At 63.6% G+C, this 15,828-nt stretch carries 15 protein-coding genes; 7 read left to right on the top strand and 8 right to left on the bottom strand.

Annotation, left to right across the window (positions count from 1 at the left end; genetic code table 11):
• Positions 1-7 precede the first annotated feature (7 nt).
• The 3 genes from PG900_RS06640 to PG900_RS06630 all read right to left on the bottom strand — a co-directional run bounded on the left by PG900_RS06640 (position 8) and on the right by PG900_RS06630 (position 2,096).
• On the bottom strand, positions 8-358 hold the full coding sequence (locus PG900_RS06640) for an ArsC family reductase (RefSeq protein WP_270831119.1): 351 nt from the start codon (positions 356-358) through the stop codon (positions 8-10).
• Between the two features lie 195 nt (positions 359-553).
• The gene (locus PG900_RS06635) at positions 554-1,465 is read right to left on the bottom strand and encodes a LysR family transcriptional regulator (RefSeq protein ID WP_005298997.1); all 912 of its coding nucleotides are present in this window, start codon (positions 1,463-1,465) and stop codon (positions 554-556) included.
• 316 nt (positions 1,466-1,781) lie between these two features.
• Entirely contained in the window at positions 1,782-2,096 is a 315-nt protein-coding gene (locus PG900_RS06630; RefSeq protein ID WP_024943845.1) for a hypothetical protein, read from the bottom strand.
• A gap of 285 nt (positions 2,097-2,381) precedes the next feature.
• Between PG900_RS06630 and dcuC the strand changes: the two genes are divergently transcribed.
• Both dcuC and PG900_RS06620 read left to right on the top strand, forming a co-directional pair.
• On the top strand, positions 2,382-3,758 hold the full coding sequence (dcuC, locus tag PG900_RS06625; protein ID WP_270798637.1) for a C4-dicarboxylate transporter DcuC: 1,377 nt from the start codon (positions 2,382-2,384) through the stop codon (positions 3,756-3,758).
• An 84-nt stretch (positions 3,759-3,842) separates the two neighbouring features.
• Positions 3,843-4,982: a M20 family metallopeptidase gene (locus tag PG900_RS06620; RefSeq protein WP_270798635.1), complete on the top strand. Its 1,140-nt coding sequence runs from the start codon at positions 3,843-3,845 to the stop codon at positions 4,980-4,982.
• Positions 4,983-5,064: 82 nt separating this feature from the next.
• Here PG900_RS06620 and PG900_RS06615 read toward each other — a convergent pair whose 3' ends face one another.
• The 3 genes from PG900_RS06615 to asnS all read right to left on the bottom strand — a co-directional run bounded on the left by PG900_RS06615 (position 5,065) and on the right by asnS (position 8,974).
• The gene (locus tag PG900_RS06615; protein ID WP_270798633.1) at positions 5,065-5,721 is read right to left on the bottom strand and encodes an adenine nucleotide alpha hydrolase; all 657 of its coding nucleotides are present in this window, start codon (positions 5,719-5,721) and stop codon (positions 5,065-5,067) included.
• A 131-nt stretch (positions 5,722-5,852) separates the two neighbouring features.
• Positions 5,853-7,196: an anaerobic C4-dicarboxylate transporter gene (locus tag PG900_RS06610; protein WP_017410023.1), complete on the bottom strand. Its 1,344-nt coding sequence runs from the start codon at positions 7,194-7,196 to the stop codon at positions 5,853-5,855.
• A 377-nt stretch (positions 7,197-7,573) separates the two neighbouring features.
• A complete protein-coding gene (gene asnS, locus PG900_RS06605) occupies positions 7,574-8,974 on the bottom strand; it encodes an asparagine--tRNA ligase (protein WP_270831118.1) in 1,401 nt (466 codons plus the stop codon).
• A gap of 193 nt (positions 8,975-9,167) precedes the next feature.
• Here asnS and PG900_RS06600 point away from each other — a divergent pair, with 193 nt between their 5' ends.
• The gene (locus PG900_RS06600; RefSeq protein ID WP_026080362.1) at positions 9,168-9,518 is read left to right on the top strand and encodes a hypothetical protein; all 351 of its coding nucleotides are present in this window, start codon (positions 9,168-9,170) and stop codon (positions 9,516-9,518) included.
• On the opposite strand, the gene PG900_RS06595 is transcribed toward PG900_RS06600, so the two are convergent.
• Complete coding sequence (locus tag PG900_RS06595; protein ID WP_039213141.1) at positions 9,515-10,348, bottom strand: HAMP domain-containing protein; 834 nt, start codon at positions 10,346-10,348, stop codon at positions 9,515-9,517. The two genes, PG900_RS06600 and PG900_RS06595, sit on opposite strands and share 4 nt — an antisense overlap.
• A gap of 135 nt (positions 10,349-10,483) precedes the next feature.
• Positions 10,484-11,758 carry an adenosylmethionine--8-amino-7-oxononanoate transaminase gene (bioA, locus tag PG900_RS06590; protein WP_270831117.1) on the bottom strand — a complete coding sequence of 425 codons (1,275 nt, stop codon included), beginning with the start codon at positions 11,756-11,758 and terminating at the stop codon, positions 10,484-10,486.
• A gap of 191 nt (positions 11,759-11,949) precedes the next feature.
• Between bioA and bioB the strand changes: the two genes are divergently transcribed.
• The 4 genes from bioB to bioD all read left to right on the top strand — a co-directional run bounded on the left by bioB (position 11,950) and on the right by bioD (position 15,787).
• Complete coding sequence (gene bioB / locus PG900_RS06585) at positions 11,950-13,038, top strand: biotin synthase BioB (RefSeq protein ID WP_045529651.1); 1,089 nt, start codon at positions 11,950-11,952, stop codon at positions 13,036-13,038.
• Positions 13,035-14,231, top strand: a complete 1,197-nt coding sequence (bioF, locus tag PG900_RS06580; RefSeq protein WP_270798625.1) for an 8-amino-7-oxononanoate synthase — start codon at positions 13,035-13,037, stop codon at positions 14,229-14,231. The genes bioB and bioF overlap by 4 nt, the downstream gene beginning before the upstream one ends.
• Positions 14,221-15,024 (top strand): malonyl-ACP O-methyltransferase BioC, encoded by an 804-nt coding sequence (gene bioC / locus PG900_RS06575; RefSeq protein WP_219252426.1) that lies wholly within the window; start codon positions 14,221-14,223, stop codon positions 15,022-15,024. The genes bioF and bioC overlap by 11 nt, the downstream gene beginning before the upstream one ends.
• A gap of 82 nt (positions 15,025-15,106) precedes the next feature.
• The gene (gene bioD / locus PG900_RS06570) at positions 15,107-15,787 is read left to right on the top strand and encodes a dethiobiotin synthase (RefSeq protein WP_017410030.1); all 681 of its coding nucleotides are present in this window, start codon (positions 15,107-15,109) and stop codon (positions 15,785-15,787) included.
• The last annotated feature ends 41 nt before the right edge of the window (positions 15,788-15,828 follow it).

Below are 15,828 nucleotides of genomic sequence, written 5' to 3'. Positions count from 1 at the left end.
AAAAAGCTTAACGAGAGAAGAGGGATTGGTAGTGATCGGCCTTGAAGCCCAGGGTCAGCTCGCCGTCTCGATCCAGCAGCGGGCGCTTGATCATGGCCGGATGCTCCAGCAACAGGGCACGCGCCTTGGCGGTGTCGAGCCCCTGTTTGACCTCGTCCGGCAGGGCGCGAAAGGTGGTGCCGCGGCTGTTGAGCAGCGCCTCCCAGCCGAGCTGGCTCAGCCAGCGGTCGAGATCGGCCGGATTCAGGCCGTCGGCACGGTGGTCGTGAAAGCGGTAGTCGATGCCGGCCTGCTCCAGCCACTTGCGGGCTTTCTTGATGGTGTCGCAGTTCTTGATGCCATAGAGGGTGGTGGCCATGGGGAGTCCTTGTCTGCGGGCATGGGCCCGGAAAGCTGAAACTTGAGTCCTGAAACGGGAAATCAAGAAGAGGCCCGATTCTGGCATTGTGGCGATCTCAAGGCAACGCCGATGCGCATGGGGGAGGTGGGGCGAGGCGCTGGTCGGGCCTGGGGGGAGGGGAAAAGTGCCCGGCGCTGGACGCGCCGGCGGGCATCAGAGTTCGCTCTGGGTGCGACACCAGAGGTGCAGTTCGGATTCGAACCAGTTGAGCATGGCGTTGTTATCGTCGCGACGATGACGAATGAGGCTCACCTCGAAGGTGGGCAGGGCGAAGCGGGTCTCGTACTCCACCAGATCCAGCAGCGGCATCAGCGGACGCAGCACCCGGGCAGGGGAGGTGAGCAGCAGAGGCGCGCACGGCAGGATGAAGGGGGCAGCCAGAAAGCTTTGCACTATCAAGGGGGTGTGCCGGGTCATGCCGTGGGCGGCCAGCAGATCATCGACGATGCCCCCTTCGCTGCCGCGGGGAGCGACCAGCAGGTGCTGGGCCTGGGCGAAGGATTCGATGCACAGCACCTGGCCCTGCAGCGGGTGGCTGCGGTGGGCGGCGCAGATCAGCTTGTCCTCGAACAGCGGGATGCGGCGAAAACGGCCGGGCACCTCGTCTTGCTTGCTGATCACCATGCTGATGACCCCTTCATCGAGCTGGCTTTCGTAGTCCGCATTGAGCGGCACCATGTGGATGCGCAGGTTGGGCGCCTGCTGCTGCAGCCGGGCCAGCAGGCTCGGCATCATCACGTACTCCACATAGGTGTGGGCCCCGATGCGCAGCACTCCCTCGAACTGGGCGGGGTCGAGCTGCTCGGGGGGGCTGAAGGTCTGCTCGATGTCGTGCAGGATCTCCCGCAGCGGCAGCAGCAAGGCCTCCGCCCGGGCGGTGGGTTCCATGCCCTGGGGAGTGCGGATCAGCAGGGGATCGTCATAGAGCAGACGCAAGCGGGCCAGTGCGCGGCTGACGGCCGGCTGGCTCATGGCGAGCCGTTCGGCGGCCTTGGTGGTGTTGCGCTCCTCCAGCAGTGCCTTGAGCACCACCAGCAGGTTGAGGTCGACGCCTCGTAAATTCATTCTGTGCATAATGGAATACTAATAAATCATTTCCTTAAGCAGGGCCTTCACTTTAGTCTCATTTCCCGTCGATGGTCAGCATGAAGCTTGGATAAATCAGCGATTTATGCAAACCCATGTTGTCCTGTTACCTCTTTCGCGTGGTGCCGGAGGTGGCAAGATTCGACAGCCTGAACTCTTTACTCTGGTCATCCAGAGCGTTGCTTGCTTAGTACCCGCCGTCTCGGCGGGTTTTTTTTGCCTGCGGTTCAGGAAAAGGGGGCCCAAAGAAGTACAAAACGCGCCGGCGGGCGCGTTATTGTGAGGGGTGGATGACTCAGGGCGCAACCGGCCACTGGTAGTCAAACACCTTGGCACGCTCCCAGGGGGCGTCCGGCAGACTGGAGGAGAGGCCGGTATATTTGCCCACATCGTCCACCACGATGGCGGAGAGGATCGGCAACTGGTGCTCGGTGCAGTACATGCGGATGCGTTGCAGCAGCGTGCGCAGCTCATCCTGGCAATTCTCCAGCCCGGCCTGCCTGGCCAGCTTGGAGTAACGAATGGTGGTGCGTTCCTTTGCAGACTCGACGAGGATGTCCCATAGCTTGTAGTCGCAGGTCGTCATGCCTGCGTTGGCTCGGTCTGTCATAACTCTCTCCGGCGCGAATGGTCGCTGTGTGTCGATGCGCATCTTGGCCAGTTCACTGGCCCCTGACGTTGATCCAAAGCAAAAAAGCCTGAGGTTATTCGCCAGAACGCGTGGCAAAGGGATTCTAAAGGTTTGCCTTTAGTTTAAATTGCTGTTTTTTGTTATATGTGTAGCATTTTGTTTCATTGGGGTGCGGTCAAGCCATCTTTCTTGACGGGGATCAATGGGAAAGCGCGGTCAGACCACTAGATTCCGCTCCTCGATAACTTTATCAGGAGTGAATATTTGGAACTCGTCTTCGTCTTGCTCGTACTGCTGGCCGTGGTCTACGGCATCGTCAAGGATTACAACCCGCAGGCGGTGCTGGCACTGGCCGGCATGGCCATCTTCACCGTCGCCTACTGGCTGGGACTGCACCCCATTCTGCCCGCCGACAAGAGCACCGGCTTCGCCCTGTTCGACCTGTTCGAGGTGTTCAAGGGGATCTTCTCCTACCGTGCGGCGGGCCTCGGCCTCACCATCATGGCGGTGGCCGGCTTTGCCACCTACATGTCCCATATCGGTGCCTCCCAGGCGCTGGTGCGGGTGGCGGTCAAACCGGTGGCGGGCATCCAGTCCAGCTACCTGATGCTGGCCATCTGCTACCTGGTGGCGGTCTTCGTCTCCCTGTTCGTCACCTCCGCCACCGGCCTTGGCCTGCTGTTGATGGTCACCATGTACCCGGTGATGCGCAACCTCGGCATCAGCCCGGCTTCCGCCTGCGGCGTCATCGCCACCTCCCAGGCGTTCGAAATCGGCCCGACCCAGACCAACGCCATCTTCTCCGCCGGCCAATCCGGCATGGATCCCACCAGCTATTTCGTCGACTACCAGATCTGGCTGGTGGCCCCCATGCTGCTGGTGACCATGGTGCTGCATTTCTTCTGGCAGCGGCACTGTGACCGTCAGGATGGCTGGGATCCGGCCCTGCATCGCGGCGAGCACGCCGAGCTGGACGAGCAGGGTACCGAGGCGGTGGCGGCGCCCACCTGGTATGCTCTGCTGCCCATCATTCCTTTCGTGTTGATGATGACCTTCTCGAAACTGCTGGTGACCACCATCAGCGTCAGCGTGGAGGTGGCCATGCTGCTGTCGGTCTTTATCGGCATGCTGTGCGAGCTGCTGCGCACCCGCTCGGTGCGCACCGCCTTCGCCGGGCTCTCCAGCTTCCTCGACGGCATGGGCAAGGTGTTCGGCCCCGTGGTGGCGCTCATCGTCTGTGCCGAGCTGTTTGCCGAGTCCCTCAAGGCCATTGGCGCCATCGATACCCTGCTGCACTCTGCCAGCAATGCCGGTATCGGCAGCGGTCTGATGACCCTGGTGATGGTGGGTCTCATCATGGTGGCGGCGGTCATCATGGGCTCGGGCAACGCGGCATTCTTGAGCTTCTCGACCCTGGCGCCGGCGGTGGCTGCCAAGTTCGGCGTACCGGCGGTGACCATGCTGCTGCCGATGCAGCTCGCCTCCAGCATCGGCCGCACCGTCTCCCCCATCGCGGCGGTGCTGATCGCCTGTGCGGGCATCGCCAAGGTCTCCCCCTTCGTGGTGGTCAAGCGCACCTGCGTGCCCATGGCCGGCGCCCTGGTGACCGCGCTCCCCCTCAACTATCTGCTGTTTATGTAACCGGGCGGCGGACGGCCCGGGTCGTCCGCCCCTTTCATTCGGCCGTCGGGCGGGAGGTGTGTCCTCCCGCCTCAGGAGATGACAATGACAGACTCTCGCAACGCTTTTTCCCTGGACGCCTACCTAGCGGATCTGGCCCCGCTCATCAACCTCGATTGCGGTACCCGCACCCCGGCCGGGGTGGCTCGGGTCGCCGATATCATGGCCGAGAAATATGAGGCCATCGGCTGGCAGGTGACCCGCCACCAGTTTGCCGCCGAGTGCGGCCCCTGCCTCGAGGCAACCAATGCCCCCGGCGCCAGCCACTACGATGTGATGCTGGTGGGCCACATGGACACCGTATTCCCCGTGGGGACAGCCGCCAAGCGGCCGCTGAAAGTGGAAGGCAATCAGGCCTTTGGTCCCGGTGTGTCGGACATGAAGAGCGGATTGCTCTCCATCTGGTATGCCTTGAAAGGGATGGATCCCGCCGTGCTGGCCAAGCTCAAGGTGCTGGTCTGCTGCAACTGCGACGAGGAGATTGGCTCCCCCTGGTCCAAAGAGTGGCTGGTGGAAAAAGCCAAGCAGAGCGGCTGCGTGCTGGTGGCTGAGGCGGCGCGCCCCAACGGCGATCTCATCAGCGCTCGCAAGGGTAATGCCAAGTACCGCATTACCTTCCACGGCAAGGCCTCCCACGCTGGCTCGGCCCTCACCGAAGGGGTCTCAGCTATCACCGAGCTGGCCCATTGGGTGCTCGCCATCAACGAGCAGGTCAACCTCGATACCGGCACCACCATGAACGTGGGGGTGGTGCAGGGGGGGACCGGCGTCAACGTGGTGCCGGATTTTGCCGAGGCGATCGTCGACTTGCGCTTCTGGAGCAATGACGAAGCGGCCGCCGTGCACGAGCGGCTCACCTTCATGGCCAACAACCCCTTCCTCGCCGGTTGCCGGGTCGAGGTGGATCGCCAGAGCTTCAAGCCGGCGATGCGCCCGAGTGGCGACACCGAGGCGCTGATGGCGCTGGTGGCTGCGGCAGCCAAGGAGGAGGGGATCACCTTCAACTGGCTGGAGGCTGGTGGCGGCTCGGATGCCAACTTCACCGCCGCCGCCGGGGTGCCGTCGCTGGATGGCTTCGGCCCCATGGGGGGCGGTTTCCACTCGGAGGCGGAGTTCCTGCTGCTGGAGAGCATCGAGCCACGCATCCGCCTGCTGCAGCGGGTGCTGGGCAAGCTGGCCAACTAGGTCAGCGTCAAAGAAAAGCAAAACGGGAGGCCATCGCCTCCCGTTTTTTTATCTGACATGCCGGTGCAGACGAGCTGTCCTGCTACCCCTCATCCTCCAGCAGGTAGGCGAGCTGCTCCTGACGGGCAACCTGCCAGCGGCCGAGCACCAGCGGCGCCGCAAAGCCCGGGCCGTCGGTCACCATGGTGTGGTACTCCCCCTGCTCGCCGCAGGCATCGAAGCCCCGGCTTGCCGCCAGCTGCTGCAACTCGGCCAGGGTGGCGGTATCGAGGGTGCGCCCCACCCACTCGGGGGCCAGCACCCGGGTGTCGACGCAGGAGAGGTGGGCGACGATGCCGCGGGTCAGCAGGTCTGCCAGCAGCGCCTCGCGGCTTTGCTGCCAGAGCGGGGTGTGAACGGCCAGATCGAGCGGGCGGCAGCGCTCGCGGATCCAGTTCGGCGCGCCCCCCACGCTGTCGATATCGCCGGTGACCACCCCATCCAGGCGCCACTCCTCTTTCAATGCCGCCAGCGCCCGCTCATAACCGAGATCGAACGGCGCTTCGATGGTGATCAGCAGATGGGGCAGCCCGAGGGCCGCCGCCTGCCGACGCACCTGTGATAGGGGATGGGCCAGAAAGCGGGGTTCGGGCGGTGCAAAGGTGGCCAGTGCCACTACCTGATGACCCGCTTCGCGGGCATGGCAGAGGGCCTGCATGGCATCCTTGCCGCCGCTCCAGAGCACGATGACGCGAGACATGGGGGAGATTCCGCAAAGAAAAGAGGGGTCATGCTACCCAGAGTGCGGGCGGTTGGCAAAACGGGATGGGGCAGGGCACAAAACAGCAGGCCCCCGGGGGGGCCTGCTGGACTGGCTAAGCGGTGTGTTGCTTAGAGCAGTATGCTGGTCAGCAGATAACCCAGGGTACAGGAGGTGGCGACCCCGATCAGACCCGGAATGATGAAGCTGTGGTTGATGATGAACTTGCCGATGCGGGTGGTACCGGAGCGGTCGAAACCGATACAGGCCAGATCGCTCGGGTAGGTCGGCAGCACGAAGTAGCCGTAGCTCGCCGGCAGGAAGGCGATCAGTAGCTTGGGCTCCACACCCAGCGCCAGCCCCATGGGAGCGATGGCGGTCAGGGCGGCGGCCTGGCTGTTCACCAGCTTGGAGATGAGGAACAGCACCAGGGCATAGGTCCAGGGCTGGGCCTGCACCACATGGGCCAGGGTTTCTTTCAGCAGCGGCATGTGGGCCTGGAAGAAGGTTTCGCTCATCCAGGCGACCCCGAATACCGAGAAGATCGCCACCATGCCGGCCTTGAACACGGCGCCGTTGGAGATGTCACCCGGTTTGACCTTGCAGCGCATCAGGATGATGGCGCCGGCGATCAGCATCATCATCTGGATCACCAGGTTCATGGAGAGCGGGCCGGTCTTGCCACCCATTTCGAACACCGGGCGCAGGGAGGCGTCGGCCCCCAGCACCACCACGGCGGCGATGGCTGCGAAGAAGATCCAGGTCGACCAGTAGGCCTCTTTCGGGAACTTGGTGTTGAGCAGGGTCTCACCACCGCCGTAGACGAAGGCTCGCTGCTCCGGATCCTTGATCTTGGCCTGGAACTCTTCGTCCTTGTCCAGATCCTTGCCGCGACGCAGGCTCCAGAGGGCCGCGACTATGACCCCGGTGAGCGAGGAGGGGATGGCTACCATCAGGATGTCGAGCAGGCTGTAGGCCTGACCGATGCCGTGACCGGCCGCCAGGATGGAGACCATGGAGACCACGGCCACCGACACCGGCGAGGCGCAGATCGCCATCTGGGAGGCGACGGAAGCGACCGCCATCGGCCGTTCCGGGCGGATGTTCTTCTGCAGTGCGATGTCGGCGATGATGGGGAACATGGTGTAGACCACGTGGCCGGTACCGCACAGGAAGGTGAGGGTCCAGGTGGTGAGCGGCGCCAGCAGGGTGATGTACTGGGGGTGGCGGCGCAGCAGACGCTCGGCCACCTGCATCATCAGGTTGAGACCGCCGGCGGTCTGCAGGGTGGCGGCGCAGCCGATCACCGCCAGTATGGTCAGCATCACCTGCACCGGCGGTTCGCCCGGGGTGAGACCGAACACGAAGGTCAGCAGGAACAGACCGATGCCGCTGATGAGACCCAGCCCCATGCCCCCAAACCGGGTACCCAGCAGCAAGCAGCCGAGTACCACCAAAAATTCCATCAAGATCATTCCATTACCTCGCGTTATTTAATCCATGTCTGTGCTGTGTTGGGCTCATGGACCGGGATTGTCTGTTTTTTATTTAGCCCTAAAGGGTTAGTGGTTATTGTGCCTGCCAAAAAAGGGCAAAAATTTGAGGTACTTCAATAACTCATCGCTTTTTGATTTAACGTCATAAAAACCACGTATTAACGTTTTTGTTATTTTGCGGGCAATAAGTGGCTGCGTATGGGGCTCAACGGCTGGCGCGGGGCGGGTGTGTCAGCAAGGGGGCGTGACGGAGGGCGGCAAGAATGATTAATTGTGGTGCCGGCAAGGCCGTCCGGCCGCCGGACGGGCAACAAAAAGCCGACCCTGAGGTCGGCTTTTAAGGGAAAGTCCTGTAATCAGAACTCGGCGGTGCGCGGGGTGCGCGGGAAGGGGATCACGTCGCGCACGTTGCCCATGCCGGTCACGTAAACCACCAGACGCTCGAAGCCCAGACCGAAACCGGAGTGCGGCACGGTACCGTAGCGGCGCAGGTCGCGATACCACCAGTAGTCTTCCTTGTTCAGGCCCATCTCGGCAAGACGGGCATCCAGCACGTCCAGACGCTCTTCACGCTGGGAGCCGCCGATGATCTCGCCGATGCCCGGGGCCAGTACGTCCATGGCGGCGACGGTCTTGCCGTCGTCGTTGAGGCGCATGTAGAAGGCCTTGATGTCTTTCGGGTAGTTCTTCACCACCACCGGGGACTTGAAGTGCTCTTCGGCCAGGTAGCGCTCGTGCTCGGAGGAGAGGTCGATACCCCAGGAGACCGGGAACTCGAACTTCTTGCCGCAGTTTTTCAGCACTTCGATGGCATCTGTGTAGTCAATCTGGGCGAAGTCGGAGGCAACGAAGCGCTCCAGACGACCGATGGCGTCCTTGTCCACGTGCTGGGCGAAGAACTCCAGATCGTCGCGGCGCTCACTCAGCACGGCGTTGAAGACATACTTCAGCATGGCTTCGGCCAGGGCGGCGTTGTCTTCCAGATCGGCGAAGGCCACTTCCGGCTCAACCATCCAGAACTCGGCCAAGTGGCGGCTGGTGTTGGAGTTTTCGGCGCGGAAGGTCGGCCCGAAGGTGTAGACCTTGGACAGCGCGCAGGCGTAGGTTTCGACGTTGAGCTGGCCGGATACGGTCAGGAAGGTCTCTTTGCCGAAGAAGTCCTTGTCATAGTCCACCTTGCCTTGCGGGGTGCGCGGCAGGTTTTCCATATCCAGGGTGGAGACGCGGAACATCTCGCCGGCGCCTTCGGTGTCGGAGGCGGTGATGAGCGGCGCGGCGATCCACAGATAGCCCTGCTCGTGGAAGAAGCGGTGAATGGCCTGGGAGAGGCAGTTGCGTACCCGGGTCACGGCGCCGACCACGTTGGTACGAGCGCGCAGGTGGCCCTGCTCGCGCAGGTATTCGATGCTGTGACGCTTGGCAGACATGGGGTAGGTGTCCGGATCTTCGACCCAGCCCACCACCTTGACGTCGGTGGCCTGCAGTTCGAACGCCTGGCCGCAGCCCTGAGACTCGACCACCAGGCCGGTCACTTCCACCGAGCAAGCCGTGGTCAGACGCAGCACTTCATTCTCGTAATTGGCCAAGGTATTGGGGACGACTGCCTGTACCGGATGGAAACAGGAGCCATCGGAAATGGCCAAAAATGAGATCCCCGCCTTGGAATCGCGGCGGGTCCGGATCCACCCTTTGACTGTCTGGGTGGTGCCGACCGCATACTTACCGGTCAGCACATCTACTACGGATGCGTGCGTCATCGAAATATTGTCTCCAGCTTGTTCTTGCAGCGCTATTTGCAACACTTGGGGTCTGGCCCGGGCAATCTTGGCCCATCATGGCAGACTAAGCCGTCAATCTTACCCGCGCAGGTTTGATAAACAAGCAAAAATGTCGGACTCTGGGGGGGATTTCGGCGCCTATCGGCGGATTGGCGCGCCAATGGAACGGGGGATGGACGTGAAAGAGCGGCGACGGGGGCCGGACCGGCTGACACGGGTGTTGCAGGGGCTGGTGATGCTCTGCTGGGGCGGCTTCATCGTCCTGCTCTCCCTCTACCACTTCGCCAGACCGCAGACGGCCTACGGTTTTCTGGTCTATGGCGGGGTCAGGGTACGCCAGAGCTGGGATCCCCTGCTTACCCCCTGGCTGCTGCACGGGCTCTGGGGTTGCTGCCTGCTGACCCTGGCGGTGCTGCTGGCGGAGCGCCGACGCTGCCGGCGGCAGGAGGACACGGGGCGGGTGCACCTGACCATCTTGCTGCTGATCCTGATCGCCAGTCTGCTGTTCTACTACCTGGGCTAGCCCTCTTTTCTTCTCTCTGTCGCCTTCTGCTCGCTCCCTTCCATCGGCGCGGCGGGCCGTTTGCCGAGCTGACGCTCCACGCTGTCGAGCATCTGGTTGTAGGCGAGTGCCACCCGGCCAATCTCGTCCCCTTCATCTCCTTCCAGCCGGTGGCCGAAGTCGTGCAGGTCGGTGGCCTCCTCCATGGAGCGGGTCAGCTGGTTGAGGGGGCGGACGATCCAGGTGCGAATGACCCAGAGGGTCAGCAGCAGCCCCAGGCCGAAGATGACGGTGAGGCTCAGCGCCGAGGTGAGGATGTTCTGCTCGACCCGGGTAAACAGGGTGTCGAGGGAGTAGTCAAAGCGCACCGCCCCCAGCACGGTATTCTCCGGCACCAGGTGGCAGCTGGTGCAGTCGGTGCCGCGAAAATCCTTCTTGGCCAACAGCGGGCGGGTTACCACCAGCTTGCTGTGCATGCCGTCGTGTACCACCTCCAGGCTGCCCTTGCCGGCCAGTGCCAGCTCATCGAACCTGTCTTTGGGCTGCTCGCTCTGGTGGCCGACCCCGTACTGCTTGCTCACCGCCTCGCTGCGCACGATGCGGGCATCCTCCACGTGGGCGTGCTCGAGAAACTTGCCGCGCAGGGTGTCGCGAGCATCCATCTTGCCGGTCAGCATCAGCATGTTGAGGCCGTCGAAGTAGGCCTCGGTCTGCTCGCGGCTCTGCTCCTTGATGAGGGTCAGGATCAGGTCGCGTTCGCGCACCGCCTGATAGGCGGCGGAGAACACCAGCACCATGGAGAAGATGAACAGCAGGAAGAAGTTGATTTTGGCAGCAATGGAGAGGCGCATGGGAACGGTACATCTGTTGGGTAAAACCCGCGCAGTCTACGCGTCTTGGCCGCCCGGGTCTGGTGTCTCGCTCACATTCTGATGAAAAAGAGTCAAAAGACCCTGCCTGGTCGGGCAGGGCCTGCCACGTCTGACTCAGAACTCGCCGCTGTGGATGGCGGCGGTGATGGCGTTGGTCAGCACGGTTAATTGTGCCGGGCTGATGACAAAGGGGGGCATCAGATAGACCAGCTTGCCAAACGGGCGGATCCAGGCTCCCAGTTCGATGAACTTGCGCTGGATGCGCGCCACGTCCACCCGCTCCTTCATCTCCACCACCCCGATGGCGCCGAGCACCCGCACATCCGCCACCGCCGGGTGCAGGGTCAGCGCCACCAGTTCGGTTTTGAGTTGGTGTTCGATGGCGCGGACCCGCTCCTGCCACGGCGAGGCGAGCAGCAATTCGATGGAGGCGTTGGCCACGGCGCAGGCCAAGGGGTTGCCCATGAAGGTGGGGCCGTGCATGAAGACGCCCGCCTTGCCGTCACAGATGGTGCGAGCCACATGCTCGGTCGTGAGCGTGGCCGACAGCGTCAGATAGCCACCGGTGAGCGCCTTGCCCAGACACATGATGTCGGGGCTGATGCCGGCCCAGTCACAGGCAAACAGCTGGCCGGTGCGGCCAAAGCCGGTGGCGATCTCGTCGGCAATCAGCAGCAGGCCGAACTCGTCGCACAGGGCGCGTACCCACTGCAGGTAGCGGGGATGGTAGAAGCGCATGCCGCCGGCGCCCTGCACGATAGGTTCGAGCACGATGGCGGCGATTTCCTCGTGATGATCGGCTACCTGGGTGGCGAGCTCCACCACGCACTGCTCGTCCCACTCGGCGTGGAAGCGGCAGCTGGGCGCTTCGACAAAATGGTGCTCGGGCAGGAAGCCCTTGTAGAGCTCGTGCATGCCGCCATCCGGATCGCAGACGCTCATGGCGCCGAAGGTGTCACCGTGATAGCCGCCGCGCAGGGCGACAAACTTGGCCCTGGGCGTCCCCTTGGCGTGCCAGTACTGCTGCGCCATCTTGAGTGCCACCTCTACCGCCACCGAACCGGAGTCCGCCAGAAATACCCGATCCAGCCCAGCCGGGGTGATCTCCACCAGCTTGCGGCACAGATCGACGGCGGGGGCGTGGGTGAGGCCGCCAAACATCACGTGGGACATCTTGCCGAGCTGGGCGGTGGCGGCCGCATCGAGCTCCGGTACCTGATAGCCGTGCACGCAAGCCCACCAGGAGCTCATGCCATCCACCAGCTCGCGGCCGTCGCTGAGGGTGAGGGTCACTCCCCTGGCACTGGCCACTTCATAGCAGGGCAGGGGATGGGTAAGGGAGGTATAGGGGTGCCAGACGTGGTGCAGGTCGAATTCTTGGTTGGTCATTTTGTGTTCTGTTGTCAATTGGTTTGATCTGGTCGGTGTTGACAGTCTACGCGCGCTCTCTACACTAGCCAACAATTTCAGCCACTTGGCTGCGTGCAACCCGGCTCGGGTGCAGGCCGGGTGGCGGCTTCTGTGTTTGCCCATGCAAGCTGGCGGCGCAGGATCCCACTTATAACAATTGGAAGCCATGTATGAATGCTGTCACCGCGGGCGCTCACGCCCTTCGTCACGACTGGACCCTCGCCGAGGTTCAGGCCCTGTTTGCCCTGCCATTCAACGACCTGCTGTTCCGGGCCCAGACCGTCCACCGCGCCCATTTCGATCCGAACGAAGTGCAGGTGAGCACCCTGCTCTCCATCAAGACCGGTGCCTGCCCGGAGGATTGCAAGTACTGCCCCCAGAGTGCCCGTTATCACACCGGCCTTGAGGCCGAGCGGCTGATGGAGGTGGAGAAAGTGCTGGAGCGGGCCCGCGAAGCCAAGGCCAACGGCTCGTCCCGCTTCTGCATGGGGGCCGCCTGGCGCAACCCCAAAGAGAAGGACATGCCCTACATCCTGCGAATGATTGAAGAGGTGCGCGGGCTCGGCATGGAGACCTGCATGACGCTCGGGATGCTCACCGCCGATCAGGCGGCGCGCCTCGGTGCAGCCGGCCTTGACTACTACAACCACAACCTCGACACCTCGCCGGAGTTTTACGGCGACATCATCACCACCCGCACCTATCAGGACCGGCTCGATACCCTGGAGCATGTGCGCGGCGCCGGCATGAAGGTCTGCTCCGGCGGCATCGTCGGCATGGGCGAGCAGGCAAAAGATCGGGCGGGCCTCTTGATGGCGCTGGCCAATCTGCCGCGCCACCCGGAGAGCGTGCCCATCAACATGCTGGTCAAGGTGAAGGGGACGCCGCTGGAGAACCAGGAGAACCTCGATCCGTTCGAATTCATCCGCACCATCGCCGTGGCACGGATCATGATGCCGGCCTCCCACGTGCGCCTCTCCGCCGGGCGGGAGAAGATGAACGAGCAGATGCAGGCCATGTGCTTTATGGCGGGGGCAAATTCGATTTTTTATGGCTGCAAGTTGCTGACCACCCCCAACCCGGACGAAAACAGCGACATGCAGCTGTTCAAGCGGCTCGGCATTCGCCCCGCCCAGCGGGCCCAGAAGCCGGATCAAGTACAAGAAGAGGAGCTGCTGGCCGAGGTGAGTCGCCAGAGCGAGCCCGCCGAAATGTTTTATGACGCCACCCGCCCCCGTGCAGGGGCCGCGCGGTCATGAACGGCCCTGCAGTCACGGGCCCTTTTGGGTTGAGCGCGGCGCTCTCCGAACGCGAGCAGGCAGGCCTGCTGCGCAGCCGCATCGCGACCGACGGCGCGAGTGGCGGACGGCTCAGGGTGGCCGGGCGCGATTACCTCAACTTTTCCGCCAACGACTATCTGGGGCTTGCCGATCACCCCGCCATCAAGACCGCCTTCCAGGAGGGAGTCGACCACTATGGTGCGGGTGCCGGCGCCTCGCCGCTGGTAACCGGTTACAGCCGGGCCCACCAACAGCTGGAAGAGGCCCTTGCTGACTGGTTGGGGCTGGAGGCCGTGCTGCTGTTCAACTGCGGCTTTTCCGCCAATCAGGCGGTGCTCAAGGCCCTGCTCGGAAAGGAGCACCTGCTGTGGCAGGACAAGCTCAATCACGCCTCCCTGCAGGAGATGGGCAGCCAGCTGCCCTGCAAGATGAAGCGCTTCGGTCACAACGACATGGCGGCTCTTGAGCGGCAGCTTGAGCCAAACCGAGGCTTGATCGTCTCGGAGGGGGTATTCAGCATGGACGGTGATCAGGGCCCCTGGCGCGAGCTCGCAGCCCTGGCCGCCCAGAGCGGCAACTGGCTGATGATCGACGATGCCCACGGCCTCGGCGTGCTGGGGCCACAAGGGCGCGGCACCCTGGCGGCGCAGGGGGTTGCTCCTGCCAGCGTGCACATCCAGATGGGCACCTTTGGCAAGGCGCTCGGGGTGGCTGGCGCGTTTGTGGGCGGCAGTCGCGAGCTGGTGGCGTATCTGGTCAACTTCGCCCGCCACTATGTCTACAGCACCCATATGCCGGCTGCCCAGGCCTGCGCCGTGCGCCAGAGCATCGCGCTGGTGCGCGCCGCCGACGAGGCCCGCGCCCAGCTTGGCCAGCTGATCATCCGTTTTCGGCAAGGGGCGCAGGCGCTGGGTTGGCAACTCGGTGCCAGCGCTACCCCCATCCAGCCGCTGCTGGTGGGGGAAAGCATCGCTGCCCTGCAACTGGCCGAGCGGCTGCGCGAATGCGGCGTCTGGGCTGGCGCCATCCGCCCGCCCACGGTGCCGGTCGGCACGGCGCGGCTGCGCATCACCTTGAGCGCGGCCCACCGTGAACAGGATGTGGATCGGCTGCTCGATGCCCTCGGTCCCTGCCCGGCGGACGACGAGAGAGGGGGCACCCATGCTCCATGAGCGTTTTCAGGCGGTCGACAAGGCTCAGCTTGCCCGCCGTTTCGGCGCCGCCGCCCGTCACTACGACGCCCACGCCCGCTTCCAGCAGGAGGTGGGGCAGGCGCTGCTTGAGCGGATGCCGGACAGGCAAGTTGGCACAGATCTGACAGTGAGCGGGCTGGATCTGGGCTGTGGCACCGGCTTCTTCCTGCCGGCGTTGGCCGGGCGCTGCAGCGAGCTGACCGGGCTGGATCTGGCTCCCGGCATGCTGGCGCAAGCGGCCCTTCGCGGCAGCGGCGCCCGCCTGCTGTGCGGCGATGCCGAGCAGCTTCCCTTTGCCGACGAGACGTTTGACTGGGTCTTCTCCAGCCTGGCCCTGCAGTGGTGCGAGCGACCGGCCCAGGCCTTTGCCGAGCTGCACCGGGTGCTCAAACCCGGCGGCCGGCTGCTGTTCTCCACCCTGCTGGCCGAGTCGCTCTGGCAATTGCGTGAGGCCTGGCGCACGGTTGACGAGTGTGATCATGTCAATCGCTTCCTCAGCCTGCCACAATTGCAGCATGCCATCGCCGCTGGCGGTTTTGCCGCCCCGGCGCTGGAGAGCCTGACCTGGTCGCTCGGCTACCCCGAGCTCAACGGCTTGCTGCGTGATCTCAAGGGGATCGGCGCCAGCCAGGTCAATGACGAGCGTCATACCGGACTGAGCAGTCGCCAGCGTCTGCAGCGCCTGAGCCAGGCCTATGAAGCCCATCGCCAACCGGACGGCCTGCTGGCCGCCAGCTATCAGGTGTGCCTCGGCCAGCTGATCCGCCGCTAACCGGTCTCATGGGCCGAGAGAATTGAGAAGCCGCTGCCCGCCATCGCGAGCCCGGGCAGCGGCCCCGTATTGAGGAGTCATCATGGTTAAATCCTTCTTTGTCACCGGCACCGATACCGATGTGGGCAAGACGCTGGTCGCCCGCACCCTGTTGCTGGAGTTCGCCGCGCACGGTCTGCGCTGCGCCGGCTACAAGCCCATCTCCGCCGGCTGTGCCCGCACCCCGGACGGGCTGCGCAATCTTGATGCCGTGCTGCTGCAGGAGGCGGCGAGCCTGTCGCTGCCCTACGATCTGGTCAATCCCTACGCCTACGAGCCGCCCATCGCGCCCCATATCGCCGCCAGCGAAGCGCGCGATGCCATTACCCTGAAGGGGTTGTCGGACGGGCTGCGCCAGATTGAACAGGCGGGGGCCGAGCTGGTGGTGGTGGAGGGGGCGGGGGGCTGGTTCCTGCCACTCGATCGCAAACATCTGCTGTCGGACTGGGTCAAGCAGGAGAACATGCCGGTCATCATGGTAGTGGGGGCCAAACTAGGCTGTCTCAACCATGCCCTGCTCACCTTCGCCGCCATTCGCAACAACAACCTGCCGGTGGCGGGTTGGGTCATCAACCGGCTGCACGGCTCCATGAGCCACTATCAGGAAAACCTGGACACCCTGCGGGGCTTGCTGCCGGCCCCATTTTTGGGTGAAATACCCTTTGTAAACAATCCGCTCGAGGCTGATCTGCGCGGGCGACTCGACATTTCGCCCCTGCTCTGAATCTGACATTCAGCGAACATTCATAGAAACTGTCTATTATG

Source organism: Aeromonas sp. QDB03 (genome assembly GCF_027707985.1).
In the GTDB taxonomy this organism is placed as follows: Bacteria; Pseudomonadota; Gammaproteobacteria; order Enterobacterales; family Aeromonadaceae; genus Aeromonas; species Aeromonas hydrophila.
The sequence above is the reverse complement of the archived record's forward strand: the minus strand, read 5'-3'. Positions and strand labels throughout refer to the sequence as shown.